18 protein-coding genes are annotated in these 24,946 nt (G+C 66.6%); 3 read left to right on the top strand and 15 right to left on the bottom strand.

The window, feature by feature from the left end; translation table 11 throughout:
- Nucleotides 1-43: 43 nt before the first annotated feature.
- Nucleotides 44-4,132: a CheR family methyltransferase gene (locus ACXZ1M_RS19570; protein WP_459049311.1), complete on the bottom strand. Its 4,089-nt coding sequence runs from the start codon at nt 4,130-4,132 to the stop codon at nt 44-46.
- 180 nt (nt 4,133-4,312) lie between these two features.
- Between ACXZ1M_RS19570 and ACXZ1M_RS19565 the strand changes: the two genes are divergently transcribed.
- Entirely contained in the window at nt 4,313-5,329 is a 1,017-nt protein-coding gene (locus tag ACXZ1M_RS19565; protein ID WP_459049310.1) for a chemotaxis protein CheB, read from the top strand.
- Here ACXZ1M_RS19565 and ACXZ1M_RS19560 read toward each other — a convergent pair.
- Nucleotides 5,298-6,299 carry a 2-hydroxyacid dehydrogenase gene (locus ACXZ1M_RS19560; RefSeq protein ID WP_459049309.1) on the bottom strand — a complete coding sequence of 334 codons (1,002 nt, stop codon included), beginning with the start codon at nt 6,297-6,299 and terminating at the stop codon, nt 5,298-5,300. The two genes, ACXZ1M_RS19565 and ACXZ1M_RS19560, sit on opposite strands and share 32 nt — an antisense overlap.
- Before the next feature lie 51 nt (nt 6,300-6,350).
- The gene (locus ACXZ1M_RS19555; protein WP_459049308.1) at nt 6,351-6,515 is read right to left on the bottom strand and encodes a hypothetical protein; all 165 of its coding nucleotides are present in this window, start codon (nt 6,513-6,515) and stop codon (nt 6,351-6,353) included.
- Nucleotides 6,516-6,661: 146 nt separating this feature from the next.
- Here ACXZ1M_RS19555 and ACXZ1M_RS19550 point away from each other — a divergent pair, with 146 nt between their 5' ends.
- Both ACXZ1M_RS19550 and ACXZ1M_RS19545 read left to right on the top strand, forming a co-directional pair.
- The gene (locus tag ACXZ1M_RS19550; protein WP_459049307.1) at nt 6,662-7,612 is read left to right on the top strand and encodes a 5'/3'-nucleotidase SurE; all 951 of its coding nucleotides are present in this window, start codon (nt 6,662-6,664) and stop codon (nt 7,610-7,612) included.
- Between the two features lie 8 nt (nt 7,613-7,620).
- On the top strand, nt 7,621-8,280 hold the full coding sequence (locus tag ACXZ1M_RS19545) for a hypothetical protein (RefSeq protein ID WP_459049306.1): 660 nt from the start codon (nt 7,621-7,623) through the stop codon (nt 8,278-8,280).
- Here ACXZ1M_RS19545 and ACXZ1M_RS19540 read toward each other — a convergent pair.
- The 12 genes from ACXZ1M_RS19540 to ACXZ1M_RS19485 form a co-directional block, all read right to left on the bottom strand.
- Complete coding sequence (locus tag ACXZ1M_RS19540) at nt 8,268-9,521, bottom strand: hypothetical protein (protein ID WP_459049305.1); 1,254 nt, start codon at nt 9,519-9,521, stop codon at nt 8,268-8,270. The genes ACXZ1M_RS19545 and ACXZ1M_RS19540 overlap by 13 nt on opposite strands.
- Nucleotides 9,522-9,570: 49 nt before the next feature.
- On the bottom strand, nt 9,571-11,778 hold the full coding sequence (locus ACXZ1M_RS19535) for a glycoside hydrolase family 3 protein (protein WP_459049304.1): 2,208 nt from the start codon (nt 11,776-11,778) through the stop codon (nt 9,571-9,573).
- A gap of 93 nt (nt 11,779-11,871) precedes the next feature.
- A complete protein-coding gene (locus tag ACXZ1M_RS19530) occupies nt 11,872-14,241 on the bottom strand; it encodes a neutral/alkaline non-lysosomal ceramidase N-terminal domain-containing protein (protein ID WP_459049303.1) in 2,370 nt (789 codons plus the stop codon).
- A 7-nt stretch (nt 14,242-14,248) separates the two neighbouring features.
- Nucleotides 14,249-14,554, bottom strand: a complete 306-nt coding sequence (locus ACXZ1M_RS19525; RefSeq protein WP_459049302.1) for a 2Fe-2S iron-sulfur cluster-binding protein — start codon at nt 14,552-14,554, stop codon at nt 14,249-14,251.
- Nucleotides 14,555-14,569: 15 nt separating this feature from the next.
- Nucleotides 14,570-15,790: an NAD(P)/FAD-dependent oxidoreductase gene (locus tag ACXZ1M_RS19520; protein ID WP_459049301.1), complete on the bottom strand. Its 1,221-nt coding sequence runs from the start codon at nt 15,788-15,790 to the stop codon at nt 14,570-14,572.
- Entirely contained in the window at nt 15,787-16,230 is a 444-nt protein-coding gene (locus ACXZ1M_RS19515; RefSeq protein WP_459049300.1) for a nuclear transport factor 2 family protein, read from the bottom strand. The genes ACXZ1M_RS19520 and ACXZ1M_RS19515 overlap by 4 nt, the downstream gene beginning before the upstream one ends.
- A 32-nt stretch (nt 16,231-16,262) precedes the next feature.
- The gene (locus tag ACXZ1M_RS19510) at nt 16,263-17,519 is read right to left on the bottom strand and encodes a PepSY domain-containing protein (RefSeq protein ID WP_459049299.1); all 1,257 of its coding nucleotides are present in this window, start codon (nt 17,517-17,519) and stop codon (nt 16,263-16,265) included.
- A gap of 15 nt (nt 17,520-17,534) precedes the next feature.
- On the bottom strand, nt 17,535-19,079 hold the full coding sequence (locus ACXZ1M_RS19505; RefSeq protein WP_459049298.1) for a tannase/feruloyl esterase family alpha/beta hydrolase: 1,545 nt from the start codon (nt 19,077-19,079) through the stop codon (nt 17,535-17,537).
- Nucleotides 19,080-19,083: 4 nt separating this feature from the next.
- On the bottom strand, nt 19,084-20,424 hold the full coding sequence (locus ACXZ1M_RS19500; protein WP_459049297.1) for a hypothetical protein: 1,341 nt from the start codon (nt 20,422-20,424) through the stop codon (nt 19,084-19,086).
- Nucleotides 20,425-20,429: 5 nt separating this feature from the next.
- The gene (locus ACXZ1M_RS19495) at nt 20,430-22,829 is read right to left on the bottom strand and encodes a TonB-dependent receptor (protein ID WP_459049296.1); all 2,400 of its coding nucleotides are present in this window, start codon (nt 22,827-22,829) and stop codon (nt 20,430-20,432) included.
- Between the two features lie 109 nt (nt 22,830-22,938).
- Nucleotides 22,939-24,258, bottom strand: a complete 1,320-nt coding sequence (locus ACXZ1M_RS19490) for a sensor histidine kinase (RefSeq protein WP_459049295.1) — start codon at nt 24,256-24,258, stop codon at nt 22,939-22,941.
- Nucleotides 24,255-24,920: a response regulator transcription factor gene (locus ACXZ1M_RS19485; protein ID WP_459049294.1), complete on the bottom strand. Its 666-nt coding sequence runs from the start codon at nt 24,918-24,920 to the stop codon at nt 24,255-24,257. The genes ACXZ1M_RS19490 and ACXZ1M_RS19485 overlap by 4 nt, the downstream gene beginning before the upstream one ends.
- Nucleotides 24,921-24,946: the final 26 nt, after the last annotated feature.

Genomic DNA, 24,946 nt, shown 5'->3' with positions numbered 1-24,946 from the left:
TCCGTTGGCGGCGATTGCAAGCCGCCTTGGGCGCGATAGTTTTCTATCGCGCTTTTTTTTGCGACATACCGCTCAGCAACTGCCGGGCGCATCGCTCCACTTCGTCGATTTCCACCGGCTTGTTGACGTGGCTGTTGAAGCCGGCCGCCAGCGCATTTTGTACGTCGCCCTTGCGCCCGAAACCGGTCACGGCGATGGCCGGCAAGTCGCGGCCGCGCTCCATGTCCCGCACCGCGCGGATGAAGCTGAAGCCGTCCATCTCCGGCATGCCGATGTCGGAAATCAAGAGATCGAACTGCTCCGTCGCCAGCAGCGCCAGGGCCTCGTGCGGCGAGGTGGTGGCGCGGACGATGGCGCCGGTCAGCTGCAGCAACTGGCTGAACGCTTCCATCACGTCGGCGCTGTCGTCCACCACCAGGATGCGCACACCGCCCAGCGACGCCGCGATCGCCTCCGGCGGCGGCGCTTCGCGCTCGGCCTGCCTGTTGTCGAGCGGCAGCCATACGGTGAAGCACGCACCTTGGCCACTGCCGGCGGAGGCGGCCTGCACCTGGCCGTCGTGCAGTTCGACGATTTGCTTGACCATCGCCAGTCCGATGCCCAGGCCCTTGGTGCCGCGCACGATGCTGGGCGTGCCCTGGCCGAACATGTCGAAGATGGCCGGCAGGTATTCGGCCACGATGCCCTGGCCGTTGTCGCGCACCTCCAGCCTGGCGCGCTGCGGTTCGGCCGACAGCCCCACTTCGATCAAGCCGCCGGCCGGCGTGAATTTGATGGCGTTGCTGAGCAGGTTCCAGATTACCTGTTCAATGCGGGTCTGGTCGGCGTACAGCCACAGCGGTTCGCCCGCCGTCTCGAACGCGATGGCCAGGTTGGCCGCCGCCGGGTCGTCGCGCACCACGTCGACGATACTGCGGGTAACGAGGTTGAGGTCGACCCGCTGGCGGTGCACGGTCATCTTGCCGGTCTTCAGCCGCGACAGGTCCAGCAGGTCGTTGATGATCTTGGCCTGGCTCACGGTCGAGGCGCGGATCGCGACGGCCGCTTTTTGCAACTGGGGATGGGCGGCGACGTCCGGCATGCGGCAGATCAGGTCGGCGTTGAGGTGGATCAGGTTCAAGGGATGCTTGAGTTCGTGCGACATGACGGCCAGGAACTCGTCCTTGAGGGCGTTGGCGGTCTGCGCCTCGGCCCGCCGGCTGCGCTCCCTCGCCAGCTGCTCGGTGCGCCGGCGGTCGTATTCCAACCGCCCGGTCAGGTCGCGGCCGATCTTGGCGTAGCCGTAGAATTCGCCGTCCGCCAGCGGCACCAGTACCCCGCTACAGAACAAGCGGCTGCCGTCCTTGCGCTGGTGCCAGCGTTCGTCCTCCGCCCGTCCATGCTCGCGGGCGCGGCGCTTTTCGTTGGCCGGCACGCCGGCGGCCTGGTCCTCGGGCGTGAAGATCACGCTGTCCGGCTGGCCCAGGATTTCCGCTTCCGTGTAGCCGAAGATGCGCTCGGCGCCGCTGTTGAAGCTAGTGATGCGGCCGTCGCAGTCCATGGTCAGGATGGCGTAGTCCTTGGTGCTGGCGGCCACCAGGCGCATGCGCTTTTCGTTGAGCCGCATCTGCTCCTCGGCGCGGCGGCGGCCGGTAATGTCGATGAAGGTTAGCACCGCGCCTTCGATCCGGTCCTGCACCGTGCGGTAGGGCAGGATGCGGGCGATGAACCAGCGGCCGTCGCTGCTGCTGACTTCGCGCTCGACCGCCTGCAGCGTTTCGAACGAAGCGGTGGCGTCGTCGGCCAGTTGCGGGTAATCGAGCCGGTGGGTGATGTCGTGCAGCGGCCGGCCCAGGTCGCCTGGAATCAGGTTGAACAAGCCGGCCGCGTGCGGCGTGTAGCGCTTGATGCGCCGGTTGCGGTCGACAAAGATAGTGGCGATGTCGGTGGCGGTGATCAGGTTCTGCAAATCGTCGTTGACCTTGCCGGCCTCCTCCACCTTGTTCTTCAGCTCGAAGTTGACGGTGACCAGTTCCTCGTTGACGGACTGCAGCTCCTCCTTGCTGGTCTCCAGCTCCTCGGTCGCCGAGCGCAGTTCCTCGTTGATGGCTTGCAGCTCTTCGTTGGAGGCCTTCAACTCCTCGGTAGCGGTTTCGGAGTGCTCGATGGTGTCCTGCAGCTGGGCCTTGGTGCGCCGCAATTCCTCTTCCAGGCCGGTCAGAATGGCGTCTTCCTGCAGCACTTCCACGGCGACTTCCTGGCCCTCGGTGGTTTGCTCCACTTTGTGGAACAGCACCAAGAAGAAATCCGTGCCGGTGCTGGCGTCGTACACCGGCCGCGCCGTCATGTTGACGTGGAACGCGCGCTCGCCGCGCCGCATGCCGATGCGCCGCGTCTCCACGCTCTTGCCGCTTTGCGCGGCTTGGAACAGTGCGGTGCGCAGCTCCAGCCGCAGTTCCGGCTCGACCAGCGCGATCAGGTTGCGCGACGGCTCGCCGGCCGCGTGGCGCAGGAAGGGGTGGATGCCTTCCGACAGGTGCACGATGTTGGCCTCGCTGTCGACCAGCACGCTCGGCGGCGCGTACTCGGCCAGCACGCGCTGATGCAGCGCCGCGTAGGAAAACTTGCCCTTGTCGGCCGGCGCCAGCGCGGGTGCGGCGACGCGCGGCACCGGCGCCACCGCCATCGGGATCGCGGCGCGGATAAAACGCGGCGCCGGCTTGGCCCGGTACAGCCGGCTTTTTTTATCGACCGGGACGAAGAATTCCGCCATCGTGTCGGCCGACTCCGAACCGCCGAGCAACAGATAGCCGTTGGGCTTGAGTGCGAAGTGAAACATTTCCAGCACTTCCGCGTGGGCCTCGCGGTTCAGGTAGATCAGCAGGTTGCGGCAACTGATCAGGTCCAGCCGGGAAAACGGCGGGTCGCGCAGCACGTTCTGGTGGGCGAACAGGATGGTGTCGCGCAGCGGCTTGCGGATGCGGTAGCGCCCGTCCTCCTGCAGGAAATGGCGCTTGAGCCGTACCTCGCCCACATCCTCCGCGATGCTGGGCGGATAGAGGCCGGCGCGCGCCACCGCGATGGCGCGCTCGTCGATGTCCGAACCGAACAGCTGGAAGCGGTAGTCGAGCTGCAGCTGCTCGGTGTGCTCGGCCAGCAGCATCGCCAGCGAGTACGCTTCCTGGCCGGTGGAACAGCCCACGCTCCATACCCGCACCATGTCCTCGCCTTCGCGCTCGCTGAACAATTCCGGGATGATTTCCCGCTCAAGCAAGTCGAAGGCGTCGCGGTCGCGGAAGAACTGGGTGACGCCGATCAGCATGTCGGCCAGCAGGGCCTGACTCTCGGAGGCATCCTGCCGCAGCAGCGTGCGGTAATCGGACAGGTCGTGCAGGTCGCGCACCTGCAGACGGCGCTCGATGCGGCGCAGCACGGTAGCGCGCTTGTATTTGGTGAAGTCATGGCCCGAGCGGGTGCGCAGGATGGCAAGGATCTCGCGCAGCGTTTCCTCCTGCTGATGCGCGGACAGCGCCGGCTCCGGCGCATCAGTGCTCTCCGCCGCCGGCAGGTGGATCTCGCGCAGATTGCGCCAGAACTCATGCAGCTTGTGCGGCATCTGCGCCGCCGGCAGTACGAAGTCGGCCAGGCCGGTTTCGATGGCGGCGCGCGGCATGCCCGGATGCCCGGCCTCCTCCGGCGCCTGCACCATCACCAGGCCGCCGTGCTCCTTGATCGTGGCCAGGCTGCTGATGCCGTCGGCACCGGTGCCGCTGAGTATCACCGCCACCGCGTGGGGTCCGTGCGCCAGCGCCAGCGAGCGCATGAACTGATCGATCGCCACCGGCAGCCCGTTGGGCTGGCGCTCGCGCACGCGTAGGTAGCCATCGTTCATTTCCAGGTGCTGCCTGGGCGAGATGATGTAGACGCTGTTCTGCTGCACATGGGTTGGCTTGGCGACGGCAAGCACCGGCATGGCCGTCGCGCGTTGCAGAATCGCCCCCGCATTGCTTTCGTGCGTGGGCGACAGGTGCATGACCACCACGTACGCCGCGCCGGCGTCGGGCGGCATATTGCCAAAGAATGAAAGCAGCGCCTCCATGCCCCCCGCCGACGCGCCGATGCCGACGATGGGGAACTGCTGAGAACTTCGCATGATGCTCTCCGGAGGAGTTCGCACGCTCTGAGAAGACAGATCGGTTGAGTTCATTTCCGCAGGTCCGGCAAAAAACGTAGTGGAATTTTACACCGCAAATTCGATGCCGCGCATGTGCGCCAGCGTACCGAAAAAAAGCGCACACTCGCCAAACATGGTCACTGAAAGGAGACCACCATCATGCAGAAACTTATCCTGATCGGTGCATCGGCGGGCGGTGTCAAGGCCCTCACCAGCATCACCTCGGCCTTGCCGGCGAGCCTGCCGGCCACGGTGCTGATCGTGATGCACATCGGCGCGCGCCGCAGCCTGCTGCCCGACATACTTCAAAAAATGTGCCCGTTGCCGGTGCGCCACGCGGAAGACTGTGCGCTGCTGCTGCCGGGTCAGGTCTTGATCGCGCCGCCGGACCTGCACCTGACGGTGGAGCAATACCAAGGACAGCCGAGAGCACGCCTGTGGCACGGCCCGAAGGAGAACTACACGCGCCCGGCCATCGACCCCCTTTTCCGCTCGGCCGCCGAAGCCTTCGACGGCCATGTGATCGCCACCGTGCTGACCGGTTATCTCGACGACGGCACAGCAGGCCTGCAGGCGGTTAAGGCCTGCGGCGGCTACGCCGTGGTGCAGGATCCGAACGATGCGCAGGTGCCCGACATGCCGACAAGCGCACTCAGCTATGTCAGCGTGGACCGGGTGCTGCCGCTGGCGAAAATCGGCCCGCTGCTGGCGACGCTGGCGTTGGAAGCGGCGCCAGCGCGGCGCGATGCCGATCGGCCGAACTGGATCACCGTGGAAAACCGCTACATCCGCAGCGCCGCCGGCATCGCGCAGCTGCAGGAGATCGGCGTGCCGTCCGCGTATACCTGTCCCGAATGCCATGGCGCTTTATGGCAAATCAAGGATGCGATGCCACCGCGCTTCCGCTGCCATACCGGCCACAGCTTTTCGGCATGCGCGCTGTCGCGGTTGCAGGACCAGGCCGTGGAAAACATGCTGTGGTCGTCGGTGCGGGCCTTGCAGGAACGGGCCCGCCTCGAACAGGAACTGTTGGGACAGGCAGCGGCGCGCCAAGACCTGGAGGCGGCACAGGGCCACGCCCATCGCATCCGCAAGGCGGAGACGGATATCGCGGCCCTGCATGCCTTGCTTGAAAGGCTGGCGCCTAAGCCATCGGTGGCGGCGGAACCCGATTGACCAGCGCTTCGCCGCGCTCGAACGCGCTGATGCTGGCAATGGTGGTTTGCATGATCTGGCCGATGGCCTCTTCCGTGAAGAAGGCCTGGTGGCCGGTGACGATAACGTTGGGGAAGGACACCAGGCGCTGGATCACGTCGTCGCAAATAATGGTCGAGGACAAATCCTGGAAGAACAGGCTGGCCTCCTGCTCGTAGACGTCGATGGCCAGGCCGCCCAACTGGCCTGTCTTCAGCGCCTCGATGGCCGCGTTGGTGTCGACCAGGCCGCCACGGCTGGTGTTGACCAGGATGGCGCCACGCTTGGCGCGCGCCAGCGCTTCGGCGTTGACAATGTGGTGGGTCTCCTCGGTCAGCGGGCAATGCAGCGACACCACATCGCTACTGGCCAGCAACTGCTCGACCGGCACATAGCGGCCGATGGCTTCGAACGCGGCCGACGGATAGCGATCGTAGCCGATCACCGTGCAGCCGAAGCCGGCCATGATGCGCGCGAAGATGGTGCCGATCTTGCCTGTGCCGATCACGCCCACGGTCTTGCCGTGCAAGTCGAAACCCATCAGGCCGTCGAGGTCGAAGTTGCCCTCGCGCGTGCGCACGCTGGCGCGGGCGATCTTGCGGTTCACGGCCAGCAGCAGGCCGACGGCGAACTCGGCCACCGAATGCGGCGAGTAATCGGTCACGCGCACCACGGCAATGTCGAGCCGTTCTGCGGCGGCGGTGTCGATCTGGTTGTAGCCGGTGGAACGGGTGGCCACCAGCCGCGTGCCCTGCGCGGCCAGGAGCGCCAACACCTCGGCGTCGACGGTGTCGTTGACGAACACGCACACCGCCTCGCAGCCGGCCGCCAGCGGCGCGCTGGTGGCGCTCAGGCGGTCTTCCAGGAAACGCAACTCATGGCCGGCCTCGGCGTTGGCCCGCGTCAGCATGGTCTTGTCATATCGGCGTGCACTGAATACCGCAACTTTCATGTTCCCGGCCTTCGCTCCTGGTCAACGATCGTTCCATCATACATGACGAAATTACCAGGCCTCCAGCAATCCAGCGACCTCGAAAAAGACGATTTCGATTTGCGGAACAAATTGAATGAGCTTGAACGGCTTGCCACTGGCACTGAGTGCAAGATGGTAGTTCAAGTCCGCTTCCTTGGCTTTGGCGGCCGCGCGGTCAGTCTCGCGCGTCTGCACGCCCCGACCGAAATTAAGTACACGCGTCTTTTTTATGCGATGAATTCAGTTTTTAAGGTAGTTTAACAAAGTACAGATGTCATATTGTGGTCACAAACATTCAATAAGATCCCGGCTTCCATATCCATTTCCAAGCAAGGGGACTTATGAACTACCGATTGATGATGAGCGCAGGACTCGCCCTGTGCGCCAGCCCGGCGTTCGCGCTGAACATCGTGCTGACCAACGATGACGGCCTGACCAGCAACGTCAAGGCGCTGTACGACGAACTGAAGGCCGCCGGCCACTCGGTCATCGTCTCGGTGCCGTGCACCGGCCAGAGCGGCCGTAGCGGCGCCATCGTGATGTACAGCACCACCACCATCATCCCGGACAACGACAAGACCCAGATCGACGCCGAAGGCGGTTGCCACAACGGCGCCGCGCCTACCGGCGCACCGGCGGTCGGCCAGTTCACCAAGAGCGGTTACACCGGCGGCGACTACAACTACGTGCACGGCACGCCGGTGATGTCCACCATGTACGGCCTGGACGTGCTGGCCACCGCACGCTGGGGCAAGGCGCCCGATCTGGTGCTGTCCGGCCCGAACGAAGGCCAGAACGTCGGCAAGCTGGTGATCAACTCCGGCACCATCGGCAACGTGCAGTTCAGCGCCGGCCGTGGCATTCCATCGATCGCGCTGAGCGCCAGCGCGGACAGCGCCGACAACGCCGGACTGGCCAACGCCAAGTCCAAGGTGGTGGCGCAACTGACCCTGAAATTGATCGCAGCCCTGCAGGCCAAGGCCGGCAGCTCGGCCTTGCTGCCAGCGGGCGTGGCGCTGAACGTCAACTTTCCGGACTCGCCGTCCACCAGCAATGTGTTCGCGTTCACGCGCCAGGGCACCTACGACACCTACAACCTGAAGTTCTCCAGCGCCGCGCCGTGGGGCTTGAGCGGTTCAGCGCCTGCCGCCGCCACCGCCGAGCAGGCGGAAGACGAAGCGCTGGTCTACAAGACCAAGGTATCGGTCACCGCCATGCAGGTGGGCTACGAGCAGCGTCCGGCCGCCCAGCAATGGCTGCGCCTGCGTCTGCGTGACCTGTTCGCACAGTGAGCCGCGCCATGAAACTGAATGTTCCAAGCTGCGCCGCCATCCTGATGCCCTTGCTGCTCGCAGCCTGCGGCAGCAGCCACGATAACGAACCGGCCGCACCGGTCGCGGCCAAGGTCAGCGTGACCGAGCTGGCCGCCGGTGTCTACGCGGTCGGCAGCGGCGATGCCGCCGCCCCCACCGCCGGCAAATACTATGCGGCGGCCGACGGCGCGCGCCTGCTGGTGCTCAACAACAGCGCCCAGCAAGCCGGCGCGCTGTATCGCCGCGACGCCGGCAGCAGCGCCGCCTGGCAAATGACGCCGGCGCCGACGCAGGACACCAAGCTGGATCTGCTGAACAGCAACGCGATACCGTCGACCGTGGTGAACATCACCAGCGTCGCCCGCAGCTACAGCGTGCGTCTGGCCAGCGGCGCGGCGGCCGCGTTCTCCGTCAACAGCAGCGGCGACATCGTGGCCGGCGCCACCAGCTGCAAGCTGTCCGGCAAGTTGACGGCCAGCTCGCTGCCGAACGCGCTAAAAGCGTCGCTCACGGCATCGGGCTGCGGCGACCTGCCTGCGCAGTCGGAGGGCTATCTGGTGGTGGATGCGGATTATTCGCCAGCGGTGTTCCGCCTGCTGACCTACAGCGGCAACACGCTGGTGGATTTGTGGAGCTACGCGGAGTGAGGTAGTGCCCGCGTGCTGAGCCACTTTGCCGCAGCCTTGAAGGCTGCGGCTACCGTTTCATCCGATGCCTCGCCTGGCGGTTCGGTATTGGTCAGACCCGTCAGGCCCATCGACATCACTTGCGCGCACAGCGCATCGATCCCCTGCGCGTCCGGCAGGTATTTTCGGAAGACTTTCACCAGGTTGTTGCCGCGACGGCTGCGCATGTCAGCCGTGTAGGCCAGCAGTTCCGGCATGCGCGTGGCAGCGAGGGCCACGGCGAAGTTGGCGCGCGCCAGATCGAGCTTCTTGCCATCGCCTTCGGTGCGCAGGCGTTCCAGCTCGGCCAGGCTGGCGGCGTCCATCGCCGACAGGATGTGCGCGATGATGGATTCCAGGCCGGCGATCACCAGGTCACGCTGCGTTGGATAGCGGTTGCTGAGCGTGGTGTGCGGAATGCCCAGGTCGGCCGCGACGGTGCGGTGCGTCAGGCCGTTCACGCCCTGCGCCGCCAGCCGCATGCCGCAGACGCGCGCGGCCTGCGCCTGCCAGTCTGCGGACCTGCCCAAGCCGGGCGCCGCCAACAGGCCTGCCTTGGGCGCTTGCATCTGTTCCAGTAGCAGCGCAAAGAGCGCACCGTCGCCGCTATCGGGCGTGTCGGCCACGCCCCCTGCGAACAAACGGCGCAAACACAAGCGCCGCAACATGCGATAGCTTGGCTCCGCACTCAATACCGTGCTGTACGCCAGCTCGGCGACGATGTAGCCGTGCCACCAACCGCACGCCACCAACCCCGACGCCATTGCCGCCGCCTCGGCGAAGCCATTCCAGAAACCGCGCCGGGTCGCCGACCACGCCGCAAAGACAGGCGGCAGCGAAACATCCCAGGTACAGGCGTGCAGCAGTTCCAGGTACAGGATCGAGACGGCGCGGTGGCGTGTGGAGAGTTCGTCGATGATCGCCTCCGCCAGTTCGGCGGCGGTGGCGGGCGGCAGGCTGCCGAGCGATGCCAGCATCTTGCGCCAGCGCGCCAGCAGCGCCTCGTCCTGCACGGCGGCGGCGGCGCAGATCGCGGCGATGACGTCGACCCGCGCGCCGTAATGGCTGCTCAGCACCGTCACCGACACCCCCAGCATCTGCGCCAGCGGCCGCAGCGTCAGGCCGGCCAGGCCGCCCTCGCTGACAATCGCGCACGCGGCCTTCAGCAAGGCTTCTGCCTGCGGTGCTTTTCTCGGCCGGCGGATGGCGGCATGCTGGATCACGGGGAACTCGTTGCGCTAAAAGGGATGCGCGCCATTGTAGAACATTTGCTCAGCGATAGCGCAAGCCAAACCCGAACGGATACAAAGTGTCCGCCGCCGGATAGCCCGGGGCGTCCGGATCGTTGTCGATCACGGCCTGCAGCTTGTTGGCCAGTGCGAACGGCAGCTTGCCCAGGGGCCGCGCCCTGCCGCTCAGCACATCGAGCAGCGCCTGGTCGGAAACGCCGAAGGTCGCCACCAGCGCGCCGGCCGATTTGATGCCGCTGGCGTCGTCCAGCACGTAGGGATTGCGGAAGTAGATGTCCAGCACCGTGCGCTCCGCGCCCACTTCCCGCATCACCGCCTGGATTTCCGACAGCGAGGGCGTGATGCGCCACGACTGCGCCTGCGCCATCGTGGTGAACGACAGGCTGTTGGCCTCCCACGGCAGCGCGCCGCCGAAGATCAAGCCCATCGGCCGGCCCGGCACAAACTCCGCATCGTCGGCGCAGCGCGGATTGCGATCCGGGACCAGTTGGCATCCATCCTCCGCGCCCCACACCTTGCCGGTACGCGGGTTGATGCGGGCCGGATCGGCGCCGCTGTCGGCGCCGCGCGTGCGGTAGCCGCCGGTGTTGACGTTGTTGACCTGCACGCGGATCAAGGCGACATCATGGCCGGCGGCGCTCGGACGCGGCTGACCTGCGGTCACCGTGCCGTCGGTGACACGGAAGCCGTGGCGCTCCGCCTCGGCCTTGGCCACGCCCATCGTGTACAGCGCGGCGCCGGGCTTAAGCGGCAGCAGCGGCTTGCCGTCGCGCGCACCGTTCTGCAGCAGCACCACCGACTGCCGCTGCACTTCCAGCCCGGCGGCGCGGTTGGCGGCGTTGCCTACCACGGCTCCGGCGCGCGCCGCATCGACGTAGGGATTCTCAAACAAGCCAAGCTCGAATTGTTCGGTCAGCAGCCGGGTGGCCGCCAGGTCGATGCGCTCGCGCGTCACCAGTCCCGCGCCGACCAGGTCGGACACCGTGGCGGCCTGGCGGAAACCGGACAGCACGTCGGTGCCGCCGTTGACCGCCGCCGCGATCCGTTCGGGCACGGTCAGCTGCTCCAGCCCCCAGGCGCGGTCGCTGACGATGCCGGTATCGGAATTGACATTGCCCTTGAAACCCAGCTGCCCGCGCAGCAAATCGTTGACCACCTGCGCGTTGAAGGCGAAGCCGATTTCGCGGTAGTCCACGCCGTCATGACGCAGGCGGCGCGGCACGCCGTAGTACGGCATGATCGACGACACGCCGGCCTTGATCGCCGCCTTGAAGGGCTTGAGCGCGTCGCCGAACTGGCCGGCCGGGTACACCTGCGATTTGCCGAACGAGTAGTGCGGGTCCAGCCCATCCTCCTGCGGCCCGCCGCCGGGGAAGTGCTTGATGGTGAGCGCCACCGCCGACGCGGGGCTGAGCGCTTCGCCCTGCAAGCCCACCACCAGCGCGCTGATGATGTCCGCGCTCAGGTCGGCGTTCTCGCCAAAGGTTTCGTGCACGCGGTGCCAGCGCGGCTCGGTGGCCAGGTCGGCCTGGTAGCCGTACATGCCGCGCAGGCCGAGCGCGCGCCATTCCTGCCCCATGACCCGCGCCAGCGTGCGCGCGGGTTCAACGCCGCCGCTGCCCAGCACCGCTGCCGCAATTCCCGGCTCCTTCGGAAATTCGCTGAGCAGCCCCGCCCCGCCGCCGATGCCGAAACGCGGATCGGTCTCCACGTGGTTGCGCGGATTGCTCTTGAAGAGTACCGGGATGCCCAGCGGCTGCGCTTCGGCCAGCGCCTGCACGGCGTTGACGTAGTTCGCCAGCTGGGCCGGCGTGACGGCAGCGCCGTTCATGCCGCCGCCATCGGCTGGACAGGCGCCGGCCTCGCCGACGACCAGGTTGCGCAGGATGAAGCGCGTCATGTGCTCGCCCGCGACCAGCGCCTGGGCCTGCGGCGTCAGCGCACCGCCGCAGCCGGCGTTGAGCGTATCGATCAACATCATGCCGGCTTTGTCCTGCAGGTTCATGCGGCCCACCAGGTCGGCCACCCGCTGCGGCACCGGCAGGCGCCAGTCTTCGTAGGGATCGAGCTGGCCGTTGCCGTTGGCATCGCGGAAGGCCAGGCCGTCGACCTTGAGCAGCGCCTTGCTGCGCACACCGAGCTCCGGCTGAGGCGGCGCGGCCACCGCCAGGGTCCAGGCGTTGAGCGCCCCGCAAATGGCCAGCGTGGCCTTGAGCAAGCTTGTTTTCATTGTACGTCTCCGAGTAAAACGTTTTACTTACCCAAAGAGGATACCGGAGGACGTACAAAAGCCCAACACGCGAATTCAGATATCAGCTATGCGCTAACGCGATAGCTGGTGTGCGCGGATCATCTGGCTCAGGCCATCGACGATGGCGTTCTCGGCGCAGCCGCGCACCACCGGGCTGCCGTTCACTTCAAACAGCGGCAGATCGTAGGCGGCGTCCGGCGGCAGGTAGCCGATGCGGTCATTGGCGATGGAAACCAGCAGCGTATCGGTCAGCGGCGAGGCCGCATACAGGCGCGCGCCGATGGCGTTCAGCACTTCGCCGGATACGCCGGCCACGGCCACGCGGTCGATCATGATCAGGCTAAGGCGCAAGGGCACGCTCTCCACTTGCTGCTGTTTCATGGTCGCCATCACATTGCGTCCGACCTTGGCCGGGCAGGACAGCACGCGCTGGGCTGCGGCCAGCCGCACGCTGGATTGCAGCTGGTCGATCCCCGCCGCCACGCGCACCGCCTCGGCGCCGAGCAACAGCCCCTGCGCATCCATCGCCCGGTAGGCGGCGGCGTTGGCCTGCTGCGCATCCACCTCGCGCGGCCGCGATACGCGCGGCGCCTGATCGCCCAGCGCGCCCGGCGTCCACAACGCCACCACGCCCCGGCCGATCGTCTCTTCGACGTAGCGTTCAGCCGCACCGGCCAGGTCGCCGGAGATTTCATTGGCGCCCAGCGTCACGGTCGAATGCACAGCGTAGTTCAGCAGCACCGCCAGCGGCGCACCGTCTGCGGTTTCCACCTTGACCACCCTGAGCGTCTTGTCCGACGGCCCATCGGCGGCATAGCCAAGGCCCCAGCCGCGTACGGGGCTGTAGGCGTCGCGGTTGACGTTGACATCGACCTGGCCACGGCCGCTGCCCAGGCGCGCGGGCTGCAATGCCTCGCCGGCCTGGCGCAGCGCCGCCAGCATGCGGTCGTAGACCCATGCCGTGTAGGCGTCCGACTCGGGACCGCCGTCGTGCGCCAGCGCGCCCGGCGTTACGCGGCCGAGGCGCGGCGCGCTATGGTTGTGGCTTGGGCTGATCAGCACGTGGTCGGACGCGATGCCTAGCTCACGTGCGATGCGCTGGCGTACCGCTTCCGTGTCACCGACCTCGATCAAGTCGAGCGACACCAGCGCCACCCGGCGGCGGCCATCGTCCAGCACCAGCGCGCGCAGGTAGATCGGGTCATGCACCGCCTTGAACGAACCGCCCATGGGATTGAGCGCAGTCAGGTGCGGCGGCGTAATGTCGACCCGCACGGCGCCGGCGCGCAGCGTCGAACAGGCCGCGCCGGCGAACACGATGTTGACCGGCGCCGCCACATCCAGCTGCCCCGCCGTTGCCGCCAGCCGCCCGCTGCTACGGTCGACGGCGAAGACCTTGACCGCATTCGACGCTTCGTTCGCGGCCAGCAGCCAGCGGCCGTCCGGCGACAGCGCCAGGTGCCAGGGCTGCTTGCCGCCGGACCCTATCCGCTGCAGCTCCGACAAGCGCCCGGAGGCCGCATCGACCGCGTAGGCGATGATGGTATCCTCGCCCCGGTTCGACAGGTACAGCCGCTTGCCATCGGCCGACACCAGGATTTCGCCCGCGCTTTTCTTGCCCTGATAGCCGGCGCTCAGCGTCGACAATGTCTGTAGCGGCGTTAGCGTTCCGCTGCCGGCATCCCATGCGTACACGTTCAGATCGGCCGTGAGCTCGTTCAGCAGATAGGCGTAGCGGCCATCCGGACCGAAGACCAGGTGACGCGGGCCGGAGCCGGGAGGCAGTTGCAGGAACGGCGTATCGGCAGGCTGCAGCCGGCGCTCGCCCGCAACAAAACGGTAGACGAACACGCGGTCCGCACCGAGGTCGCTCACCAGCACAAACTTGCGCGACGGGTCCAGCGTGACGCCATGCGCATGCGGGCTCAGTTGGCGGGGCGTCGGCCCCGTGCCGTAGTCGCTGACCACCGAACCAGACTCGCCCAGCATGCCCGACGCCTGCACCGCCAGCGCGGCGACCTGGCCGGTGCCATAGTTGGCCACGAACATGGTGTTGGAGCGCTCATCCAGCGCCAGGTGGGTCGGACCGCCGCCGCCCGACTGCACGCTGCCGGCTTCCTCCAGCGCGCCGGTGACAGGATCGATGCGCAGGCTGAACACCTTGCCGTGCGACAGCCCGTCGTTGCCGGTTTCGCTGACGCTGTACAGCATGGGCCGCGCAGCGTCTTTCACCAGCCAGGTCGGCCGGTCGATGGTCGACACGGCGCGGGCCGCAGCGGGCACGCCGGTGTTCACGTCGAACGTGGTGGTGAAGATGGACGACGCGCCGCCCTGCTGGTGGGTGCCGATGTAGAGGCGCTCCGTGCCGCATTCGGCGGCATGGGCGGTGGCCGCCGCCAGCGCGAGTAGCGCACCGGAAAAAATCCTTGAATAAGTGGACATGAGCGGCCTACAGGTGGACGACCAAACCATCCAGCGCTTCGCTGAACACAATCTGGCAGGACAGGCGGCTGTCGTGCCGCACGCCCGCAGCGCAATCGAGGGTGGCTTCCTCGTCGCCGCTTTTCAGCGGCAGGCGGCTGCCCCACTCGTCCTTCACATGCACATGGCAGGTGCCACAGGAACAGCTGCCGCCGCATTCCGCATCGATGCCGGGAATATTGTTGCGCACCGCCGCCTCCATCACCGTCTTGCCGGCCATGCCCTGCACCGCCTGCTGCTTGCCGTCCGGCTGAATAAAAATGATTGTTGCCATTGCTGCTCTCCCTTGTTACGTGTTCATCAGCTGCTTCATCGTCAGCGACATGTCCACCAGTTTCTGTTTATCGAGGCCGGCCTTGCGGCCGATCAGCTGGCGCCCCGCCATGAATTCGGCCGGCGCGTTGACCGCCTCCACCGCCAGCAAGCGCTCGCCGCTGAAATGGAACAGCGCCATCGATGACGTGTGCGGCTGGGCGCGCACCACCACCTCGTCGGCGCCATACGGATAGCCGGCGATCTGGATCTTCAGGCCGTACTGGTCCGACCACTGCCACGGCACTTCGGGCGCCGGCGCCGGCCGGCCGGTGATGGCGCAAGCCGCCTGCTTGGCCTGCTCGCTGGCGTTCGGCACACTTTCCAGCCGCGCCGTGCGCTCGTACAGCGGCAACGGCCGGCGCGTCACATCGCCGATGGCGAAAATATGCGGATCGGAAGTCTGCGCCTGCAAGTCGACCACGATGCCGTCCTCGCACGCCAGGCCGGCGGCGCGCGCCAGCCCGTCGTTGGGCATGCCGCCGACGCCGATCAGCACCACGCTGCACGCGATCACGCGGCCGTCGTCCAGCACCGCCTGGCGCACCACGCCGGCGGCCGAGTCGATGCGGGCCACGCAACGGCCGGTTTCGATTTGCACGCCGTGGCGCGCATGCTCGCGGCTCAGGAAGGCCGACAGTTCCGGATGCGCCACCCGCGCCAGCACGCGCGGCGCGCGCTCGACGATGGTGACGCTGGCGCCCAGCTGGCGTGCCGAGGCGGCGACTTCCAGCCCGATATAGCCGCCGCCGATAATCACCAGGCTGGCGCCGGGATGCAGCGCCGCCTTCAGCCGCGCCGCGTCGCGCACGCTGCGCAGCATCAGCACGCCGTCGCTGTCGGCGCCGGGAATCGGCGGCCCGATCGGACAACAACCGGTGGCGAGAATCAGCTTGTCGTAGCCGATCGCCGCGCCGGTATCGAAATGGAGCTGGCGCTGCGCGCGGTCGAGCTGCCGAATGCGGCGCCCCAGTTGCAAGGCAATGCGGTGCTCGTCGTAGAAGGCGGCGGGCCGCAGGGCAATGTCGTCGTGCCCAAGCTCGCCCAGCAACCAGCCCTTCGACAAGGGCGGTCGCTGATACGGCAGTACCTCCTCTTCACCAACCAGGGTCAATGCGCCATCGAAGCCGTACTGGCGCAGGAAGGCCGCCGCCGCAGTGCCGGCATGGCCGGCGCCAGCAATCACAACGTGCATCATTTGGCCTGCTCCTGCAGCGGCGGTGCGCTGGAGACCCACTCCAGCAATTGCCAGCGGCCTTCGCGTTTTTCGTAGACAGCCAGGTAGCCGTCGGTCAGCGTGCGCTCCGGAAGCCGGCGCTCAATCTTGCCGCGTATGATGCCGATGGCGCCGATCACACGCACGGTGCGTTCGGACGGCTCGATGCTGCTGAAGGTGGCGCGGCTGGAACTCTGCATCACTTCGGCCTTGTTTTCGCGCCGTCCGGTCATGTGGCTGTAGACCACGTCGCTGGCGATCGCACGCTCCAGCGCCGCCGCGTCGTGGGTCAGCACGGCGTGAAAGCGCGCATCCTCGGCGGCGAGCAGTTGCGCCTCCGGCGTGTTCGGTTGATCCGCCGCCATGGCGGCCAACGGGCAGGCAATCAAGATGCCGGCAAATATTCGGGCAGTACGGCGCATGGCCAGTCTCCTTGTGAGTGGATGGAAGCGCATCACCAGACCAGCGCCTTGCGGCCATTGCCGGCCCGGCGGCGCCAGAGCTTCACGTACATCACGATGCCGGACAGCGACAGGTAGAACAGCGCCAGCCCGGCCAGCAGGTTCATGCCGCGCCCGGTCAAGCTGAACATGCTGCCGTTGTGGACCTGCTTGGCCCATTGGTGCGCCTGCCAGCCGAAGGGAAATCCGGTGACCGGATAGCCCGGTTCGGTCTGCGTCATCGGTGCGCCGCTGCGTGCGTTGTAGACCAGCTGGCGCGCTTCGCGCTCGCCGCTGATGACCACACCCTGTGCATAGCCGGCATACACGCGCAGTCGCACGGCGCGTGGCGCCAGATCCGGATACCCGGCGCGATAAGCATCCAGCGTCACCTTGGCCAGTTGCGGAACCAGTGGCTGCGGCAACGCGCTCATGACGTCGCGCCGCGCGAACGGCGGTTGGCCGCCGGCCTTGGCCTGCGCCATCTGATCGGCCATGTAGTAGCCGAAGGCCAGGCTCTCCACCGCAAGCCACAATCCACTGACGGTAAGTATGGTCAGGAACACCGCGCAGCTGACCGACACCGCGCGGTGCAAGGTGCGCCACCAGTCCTGCGCCTTCCAGAACACGGCCTTGCGGCCCATGCCGAAACGGGCGCGGTACTGCTTCGCATAGATCCAGACGCCGGTGATAATCAGCACGATCAAGCCGCTGCCGACCACCACATTGATCCATAGCGCGCCATTGCCGAAGGTGGTCATTCGGTGCAGCGACTTGACGACGATGCGCAGCGACTGCTGCGATTCCATATTGTGCCGGGGCGCCTCCACGCCCGGCAGCGGTGCGCCGCTGGCGGCGTCGAACACCAGCGTGGTGTAGCGCTGCTCGCGGCCTGCGGGGCCGCCGGGCGCTGGCCGGTCCAGCTGGGCGATCGCCACGATGCGGTCCCGATCCTGGCGCAGCTCCAGGTAGCGCAGCGGCGTGTCGCCGGCGGCCGCACGCGCAGCCTGCAGCGCCTTGCCGAACATGGCGGGATAATCCAATGCCGGCGGCAAGGACGGCGCGAGATAGTAGGCCGGCCCGATCATCGCGTATTCGCCGGGACCATTGACGTCGCCGCGCATGGCCTGCAGGTTTTCGTCATACGGAGAGCCGCCCAGCAGCAGCCCCTTGAGGTCCAGCACTTGAATGAAGGTGCCGGTGACGGCGAGGTATAGTGTCACCAGCACCACGGCAATCGATATCCAGCGGTGTACATTGAGAAGTTTCATGAAGCAGGCGATCCTTTATTGAGCGCAGATGAAGCTCGATGCTTCGTTGATGTCGCCATTGCCCCGGTACTGCGCGGTGTGCGGGTAGCTGCATAGCGGCCGTGTGCGCACCACCTTGCCGTCGCTGACCTTGGAGCCGAGCAGGCGCTCCGGCGCCGCGCCCGCGCTTACCCAGGCGTCGATCGCGCCGAGTTTGTCGAAGGTGTCGCAGCCGGGGCCACCGAAGCAATGGCCCACTCCGGGCAGCGTGAACAGGCGCACCGCGTCGCTTCCGCCATTGCGGCGCAGTGCCTGGAAGTAGTCGATCAGCTCGGCGGGGTTGTGGTAATCGTTCCAGCCGATGTACAGCAGCAGTTTTCCGCCGCGTGCGAAGAACGGCCGCAGGTCGGCGTCCACGCTCAGCAGGTCGCCGATGCGGGCCCTGGCCTGGGAGATGTCGCGCTCCCAGTCGATCTGCCTGCCGTCCCAGGCCGGATCTTCAAAGACGGCGTAGCGGAACAGGTCCAGCGCGTTGGTGAACGGCTTGTCGCCGGCAAACGCGAAAAGCTCGGCTTCGCTGCCCTTGGCCGGGCCGGGAAAGATCACGGCGCCCGTGCGCGGATTGACCGGGCCGCGATAGATCTGCTCCATCAGCTGTACCTGCGCGGCGGTCAGGCAATCCGCGTTGTCTTCGCCTGTGCACAGCAACTGGCGTGGCTCGAAGCCGCATTTATCGGGCTGCTCGATAAAGCCCTGCCGTAGGCCGACAGGGCCGGCGCATGCCTTGATCACAGCCTGGTTCACCATCTCGAATTTGGCCTTGGACATTTTCATGGCCGGATTCTGCTGGATCAGCCAGCCGGGCCATAGCTGCGCCGCGTTGAAGTCGACCAGGGAATTGGGCGGTGCGCCGACCACGATTCCATCGTAGTCGTCCGGATAGCGCTTGGCCTCGATCAGCCCTTCCAGTCCGCCCAGCGAGCAGCCGACCCAGTACGAATGCTCCGGTCCACGGCCGTAGAAGGCCTTGATGATGGCCTTGGCGTGCACCGTCATCAGATGGTCGGCGCGGTAGGCGTAATCGATCAGTTTCTCCGGATGCCCGAGCGCGAAGCGGCCGCCCTTGCCCTGCTCCGCGCTGCTGTCGTGCCCGGTGTCGGTGCTGGCCACGGCGTAGCCTTGCGCCAGGCCGCCCGGCATGGCCGACAGCATCAGCGAGCCGCCCCAGCCGAAATTACCGGCCGCCATGAACTTGCCGTTCCATCCTTGCGCCGGCAGCCAGACTTCGAACTTGATTTCCGAATCCGCGCTCGGACGAATGGTGCCGCCGACGCGGCAAAACGCCGGACTAGCCGTCTCCTTGGGCTGCCCCGCCACGTGCATGCCGGAGAACTGGCCGAAGAACGCCATTTCCCCTTGCAGCGGCGGCAGCTTGCCGGCGGCCACGTGCTGTGCGGAGGTGAGCGTGACATCGGGCAGCGTCAAGCGCGCCAGCGCTGTGCATTGGTCGGCCAGCGCGGCACTTGAAGCCAGCAGCGCCAGTACAAACAGTCCGCATTTCCGGAGTGGTGCAAAGTTCATTATTTCAATCCTTGATGTGTTCGTGGTGCATCAACTTCAGCCGCGCAGTGATGGCGCGCGCCACCAGTTCGGCGGCGCCCGGCGCATACGGCGAGCTGCGCGCTTCGTAGGTGTAGCGTTCAAACCCCTGGCGATCCGGCAGGTACTTGGCGGCGCCGTCGACCATGGTGGCCACCATGGTGTGCCGGTACGGCGAATCGGCCCTGATCTGCGCGCCCACGCTGGCGGAGAGTTCCGGCTGCACGCCGACCAGCACCAGTTCCCCCAGCTGCAGCAGTACCAGCGGAAAAGCGGTCTTGCCGTTGGGTTGGTAAGCGAAGGTGGCTACCGGCCCGGCGGGCGGTGTGCGCGAGGTGTAGACGCGCGCCTCCACTTCCAGGCTGTCCCGCCGCAGCGCCACCGTTGGCGACGGCATGGGCTTGACGCCGGCGGCGACGCGCAGCGCCGCGCCGCCCAGCTTTTCCCCCAGCAGGTCCAGCAGCGCAAAGCCGGCCTCGTGCAGATCGATGCGGCCGACGCCGCCATCGCCGCGCAGCACATGGCGGTTGGCTTGCAGCAGCGGCGCCTGGTCTCCAGCCGCGCCGATCAGGAAGAACGCCACCGCAGCCTGGCCGTAGTGCTGCTCGATGTGGCGTGCCGCCGCACCGGCCAGATCCGCGCTGACCAGTTTGCCGCCGGCGGCGCGCTGCGAGCCATCCATCACCGACGGCTGGACCGCCGCATTCAACAGGATCGCCAGCGGCATGCCATCGCGGCCATCGATGCGCAGCACGCCGATGGCGGGATCGCTGTAGCCGGCGTCATTGCTGCCTAGCCACCAGCCGCCCGGCGTCGGCACGTCGCGGCTCACTCCGACGCGGCTGATACCCTCGCCGTAACCCAGCGTCGCCGCCTGCAAACCAGCGACCGCCTGCACCGCCGCCTGCTTCAGGGCGCTTGCGTAGCACTGCCAGACAGCATCGTCGCTTGCCGCGTCCGCCGCCACGTGCGGCGCCGAAAAAGTATGGCTGGCGCAAATGATGATGCGCTCCACCGGCACGGCGGCCACACCGGCCAGCAGCGCCTTCATGGCGGCCACCAGCTGCGTGCCCATCGATGTGATATCGATGACGGCAAGCATGGTGCGCACGCCGCCGTCGTCCAGCAACAGCACCCGCGCACCGAGCGGATCGTGCTGGGCGACGAAGCCATCCAGCGGATACAGCGCCGCCGGAAAAACCACGTCCGCCCGCCCTGCGCCGGCTTGCAGCAGTGGGCCGCCATCGGCCGCGCGCGCCCTGCCCTGCACGGCGGGCCAGGCCAAACCGGCCAGCCCGGCCCTCATGAACTGCCGCCGCGTTTGCATGGTGCTCAGAACTCCGTGCTCACACGCAGGCCGAACATGCGCGGCTCGCTGACGTTGAACGCCAGGTTGTTGGCCGGCAGCGCGCTAAAGGTGGTGCTGCCGGAACCGCCATACGGCTGGCTGCTGCCCTCGTAGCCAGCCAGGGCGCCGGTGCGCTGCACCTTGTTCTCGATATTGGTCACGAACAGCTGCACCTTGACGCTGGACTGGGCCGGCTCATAGGCCACGCTGGCTTCGCTGCGGGTGAACGAAGGCTGGCGATAACGCACGCCGTTGCCCAGGTCGCTGAGCAGGTAGCTGGCGCTGTACTTGCTGCTGGCGCGCAGCTTCAGCTTGGCGCTGTTCGGCAGGTTGATGGCGTGGTTGATGGCCAGCGTGGCCGTGATCTTGGGCGAGGAATCCAGTTCCTGGCCGGAGAAGTCGATCGGGTTGCCGACGAAGGCGTTCTTGCCCGCTTCATAGTGGACAAATTTGGTGTGCAGCAAAGCCATCGACGCCGATACCGAGGTTTCGCGCGCCACCTTGTACGACAGCTCGTTTTCCCAGCCCGAGATTTTGGTCGGTACAGCCTGGGTGAAGATGGCGACCTGTCCACCCAGGAAATTGGTGACGCTGGTGATCTGGTTCTTGGAGAAATCGTAGTAGTACAAGGAGCTCGACAGCGTGAGCGCCGGCGCCGGCCGGCCCTTGTAGCCGACTTCATACGCGGTGAGCGCCGACGGCGAGTACTGGCCGATGCTCTTGGTGGACGGATCGTAGTCGTTGAAACCGCCCGCCTTGAAGCCGGTCGCGACCGAGGTGTAGAACAGATGCTCCGGCGTCATCTGGTAGTTGAGGCCGACCTTCCAGGTGACCTTGTTGTCTTTGGCGATGCCGTTGTTGACGCCACCCACGCAGTTGTTCGGATAGGTGCACAGCGCATTGCCCATGTTGTCGCCATACGGCGGCGGCGGGAAGCCGGCGGCGAAGTTGAACGGCAGCGCGAAGGTGCCGGTGCGGCGCACTTCGCTGCGCGTGTAGCGCAGGCCGCCGACCACGCCGATGGTGTCGGTGGCGTGCCAGGTGGCCTGGCCGAACACCGAACTCGATTCATGGGTGGTCAGGTTGACCGGGCCGGACTGCGACAGATAGGTGGAACTGTCCAGCGGGCTGGCGAGCAGCGCATTCCAGTTCTGGCCGTTCTCGCCGGCCTTCTCCCGATACCAGTTGACGCCGGCTACATACTCAAGCTTGCTGGCGTCGGTGTTGGCGATGGTGGTCTCGAACTGATCGGTCTTGACCTGGTGATGATTGAGGCGGAAGGCGAACGCCGGACCGAAAGCGTCCGGGCTGAAGTACGGCAGGATGCGATACAGCCCATTCGCATACACATCCTGCGGGCTCGGCAGCTGCTGGCGGTAGTTCAGGTACTGGTGCGAACCGAGCACCCGCCATTGCACCTCGGCCAGCTTGGTCTCGAACACCGCCTGCGTATTGCTGGTGTGCGAATCGAGGAAGGCCGGCACCGGATTGGCCAGCACGCCCAGGGCGGCGGTGCCGGTGTCGTTGTGCGCCTTGAGCTGCGTGTCCAGCGCCTGGCTGGTGCCGGTGCCGCCCTGGTGGCCCACCGTCTCGGTCAGCTGCAGCGAGGTGTCGGCGGCCGGCTTGAACAGCAGCGAGAAGCGGCCGGCGCGGTCGCGCTGGTCATTCTTCGCGTCGCTGCTGGCGGCCGGGAAGTAATAGGTCTTGCCGTTGTAGCTGGTGCTGTAGTCGATCGGGCGTGAATAGCCATCGCGCGTGTTGGAGACGCCGGCGGCGCGGAAGGCCAGCATGTCGCCAAGTGGGATATTGAAAGCCGCCTCGGCGCGCTGGGCATTGAAGTTGCCGAACTCCAGTTTGGCGTAGCCCGAGGTCTGGCCCAGTTGCGGCTTGTTGGTGATGACGTTGATGGCGCCGCCGGTCGAGCTGCGGCCGTACAGCGTGCCCTGCGGGCCGCGCAGCACCTCGATGCGGTCGATATCGAAGAACGCGCCGCCACGGGCATTGCCGCGGCCGATGTTGACGCCGTCGACATTGAAGGCGATGTCCTGCTCGCCCTTGCTGGATGTGTCGGTGGCCTGCACGCCGCGCATGGCCACTTGCACGCCGTCGATGGTGTTGGCGATGACCAGGCCGGGGATCACGTCCTGGATGTTGGTCAGGTCGTTCACGCCCTGTTCGCGCAGGTTGTCGCCGGACAGCACGCTGAGGGCGGCCGGCGTTTTCAGCAGGGTCGACGAGCGCTTGAACGCCGTCACCACCACCACCGGCTCCGCCGGGTTGTCGTCCGCTTGGGCAGCCTGCGCTGCGCCGAGAGGGATGGCCAGGATGCTGGCGGCGATCAAAGTCAGCTTGAGCGCAGGCTGGCTCGGGCGTTGGTTCTTCATGAGTGTCTCCAGGTTTTAGTTTTATGGCGCCGGCGGCGAGCGCCGACTCCTGGAACACAAGTTATCAAAGCAACCGAAACCGAATCTAAACAAACCGGGCCGGATACGTTTATTTGGGAAAACGCAACGTGGCCGACAGGCCGCCCAGGGCCGGCGACTGGCCCAGCTGCAAGGCGCCGCCGTACAGTTCCACCAGTTCGCGCACGATGGCCAGCCCGAAGCCGTAGCCGTGCGTGACTTCGTCCAGCCGTACGCCGGCCTGCAACACCCTGGCCAGATCCGCCGCCGGAATGCCGGGGCCGTCGTCCTCGATGACGATGGCGCGCTCGGCGCCGCTATCCTCGGCGCGGACGATGACCGTGCCGCGCGCATAGCGGCAGGCGTTCTCCAGCAGATTGCCCAGCAGCTCGCCCAGGTCTTCCGGATCGACGCCGAGATAGGTCGGCTGCGGCAGCTGATTGTCGATGCGCACCGCATCGTTGCGGTGTATCGACGCCAGCACCGGGCGTATCGCTTCCACCAGGGGCCAGGCGTCGGTGCGCACGCGCGTGCCCAGCCGGCCGGCGCCGTTGCGGGCGCGCTTCAGATGGTGCGCCACGCGCTGCGCAATGCTGGCCACCAGCGCGCGGCTTTCGGCGCTCGCGCCTTCGTGCTCAAGCTGCAGCACCAGCGACGACAGCGGCGTCTTGACCGAGTGCGCCAGATTGGCGGCGTTCATGCGCGCCGCCTCCAGCCCCGCATTGTTCAGCGTGATCAGTTCATTGATCTGGTCCGCCAGCGGCGCCAGTTCGGCCGGCTGTTCCGGCGGCAGGCGCTGCACCTCGCCATTGCGGATCTGCACCAGGTCCTTGCCCAGCCGGCGCAGCGGCTTGAGGCCGTAGCGCAGCTGCACCACGGAAGTCACCACCAGCACCAGCACGAACAGCGCCAGCGAGCGGTAGATGGCATGCCGCGCCTGCGCCAGCGGCGCATCGATCAGGATCGAGGAGGCGATCACGGTAATCACCACCGGGCGGCCCTGCCTGTGGGTCTCCAGCCGGCGGATGTGCAGTTCCGAACCATCCCTGGCCACGCCGATACCGCTGTAGATGCCTTCCAGCTGGTGGATGCGTGGCAGCGGGAAGTGGGCGCTGGCCGGCATCGCGCCCTTCTCCCATCTGCCGCCGGCCGCCGTCACCTGCCAGCCCCACTGCGCGTCCGGCCCGGCGATTTCGGGAAAGGCGGGCGTCTGGTCCTGCCTGAAATTGCCGTCCTGGTCCACGGCCCGGTCGAGCAGGTGGATCTGCGTGTCGAACGCCAGGTCGGTGTTGTCGCTGACCACGCCGATCACGATGTCGAGAATCGAATAGGTGGTGAGGGCCAGCGCCGACATCGACAGGAAGATCGCGCCGATGGCCAGGCGGGCGTGCAGCGAAAGCGGCAACCTCACTGTTCGCCCTTGCACAGCGAGTAGCCCTGGCCGCGCAGGGTGAGCAGCTTGTCGGCGCCGATCTTGCGGCGTATGCGGCCGATCATCACTTCCAGCGAGTTGTCCGGTGCGAAATCGTTCTCGCCGTAGATGGCGTCCAGCAGGCGCTCGCGCGCCACCACGCTGCCCTGGAACTGGAATAGCTTGGACAGGATGCGGTGCTCGAAGGCGGTCAGCTTGAGCGGTTCGCCGGCCAGGCGGAACTCGCCCGAGGTGGGGTGGTAGCTCAGGTCATCGCAATACACCGGCTGTGCGGCCTGTCCACGGGCACGCCGTGCCAGCGCGCGCAGGCGCACCACCAGCTCCTGCGGATTGAATGGCTTGGTCAGGTAATCGTCGGCGCCGGCGCCGAAGGCGGCCGCCTTGTCGACCCAGGCGTCGCGCGCGGTCAGCACCAGGATGGGGAACTCGCGCCGCGCCGCGCGCCATGTCTGCAAAATGACTTCGCCTTTCATGCCGGGCAGCCCGAGATCGAGGATGACGGAATCATAATCGCCGGTCAGGCCGAGGTGACAGGCATCGACTCCGTCGGCGGCGTGATCGACGACGAAATTCTCGGCATGCAGCATTCTTGTCAGTTGGGCGGCTAGCTGCGCGTCGTCCTCCGCCAGCAAAATTTTCATCGTCTGTCTCCGCTACTTCCTCCGCA

Source organism: Duganella paludis, assembly GCF_054461335.1.
The sequence above is the reverse complement of the archived record's forward strand: the minus strand, read 5'-3'. Positions and strand labels throughout refer to the sequence as shown.

Coding starts and splice junctions, on each gene's coding strand:
- ACXZ1M_RS19525 (WP_459049302.1), bottom strand. CDS start 14,554: ATGGCAACAATCATTTTTATTCAGCCGGACGGCAAGCAGCAGGCGGTG.
- ACXZ1M_RS19495 (WP_459049296.1), bottom strand. CDS start 22,829: ATGAAGAACCAACGCCCGAGCCAGCCTGCGCTCAAGCTGACTTTGATC.
- ACXZ1M_RS19560 (WP_459049309.1), bottom strand. CDS start 6,299: ATGAAAGTTGCGGTATTCAGTGCACGCCGATATGACAAGACCATGCTG.
- ACXZ1M_RS19515 (WP_459049300.1), bottom strand. CDS start 16,230: ATGCGCCGTACTGCCCGAATATTTGCCGGCATCTTGATTGCCTGCCCG.
- ACXZ1M_RS19550 (WP_459049307.1), top strand. CDS start 6,662: ATGAACTACCGATTGATGATGAGCGCAGGACTCGCCCTGTGCGCCAGC.
- ACXZ1M_RS19520 (WP_459049301.1), bottom strand. CDS start 15,790: ATGATGCACGTTGTGATTGCTGGCGCCGGCCATGCCGGCACTGCGGCG.
- ACXZ1M_RS19485 (WP_459049294.1), bottom strand. CDS start 24,920: ATGAAAATTTTGCTGGCGGAGGACGACGCGCAGCTAGCCGCCCAACTG.
- ACXZ1M_RS19545 (WP_459049306.1), top strand. CDS start 7,621: ATGAAACTGAATGTTCCAAGCTGCGCCGCCATCCTGATGCCCTTGCTG.
- ACXZ1M_RS19570 (WP_459049311.1), bottom strand. CDS start 4,132: ATGCGAAGTTCTCAGCAGTTCCCCATCGTCGGCATCGGCGCGTCGGCG.
- ACXZ1M_RS19510 (WP_459049299.1), bottom strand. CDS start 17,519: ATGAAACTTCTCAATGTACACCGCTGGATATCGATTGCCGTGGTGCTG.
- ACXZ1M_RS19500 (WP_459049297.1), bottom strand. CDS start 20,424: ATGCAAACGCGGCGGCAGTTCATGAGGGCCGGGCTGGCCGGTTTGGCC.
- ACXZ1M_RS19530 (WP_459049303.1), bottom strand. CDS start 14,241: ATGTCCACTTATTCAAGGATTTTTTCCGGTGCGCTACTCGCGCTGGCG.
- ACXZ1M_RS19535 (WP_459049304.1), bottom strand. CDS start 11,778: ATGAAAACAAGCTTGCTCAAGGCCACGCTGGCCATTTGCGGGGCGCTC.
- ACXZ1M_RS19505 (WP_459049298.1), bottom strand. CDS start 19,079: ATGAACTTTGCACCACTCCGGAAATGCGGACTGTTTGTACTGGCGCTG.
- ACXZ1M_RS19565 (WP_459049310.1), top strand. CDS start 4,313: ATGCAGAAACTTATCCTGATCGGTGCATCGGCGGGCGGTGTCAAGGCC.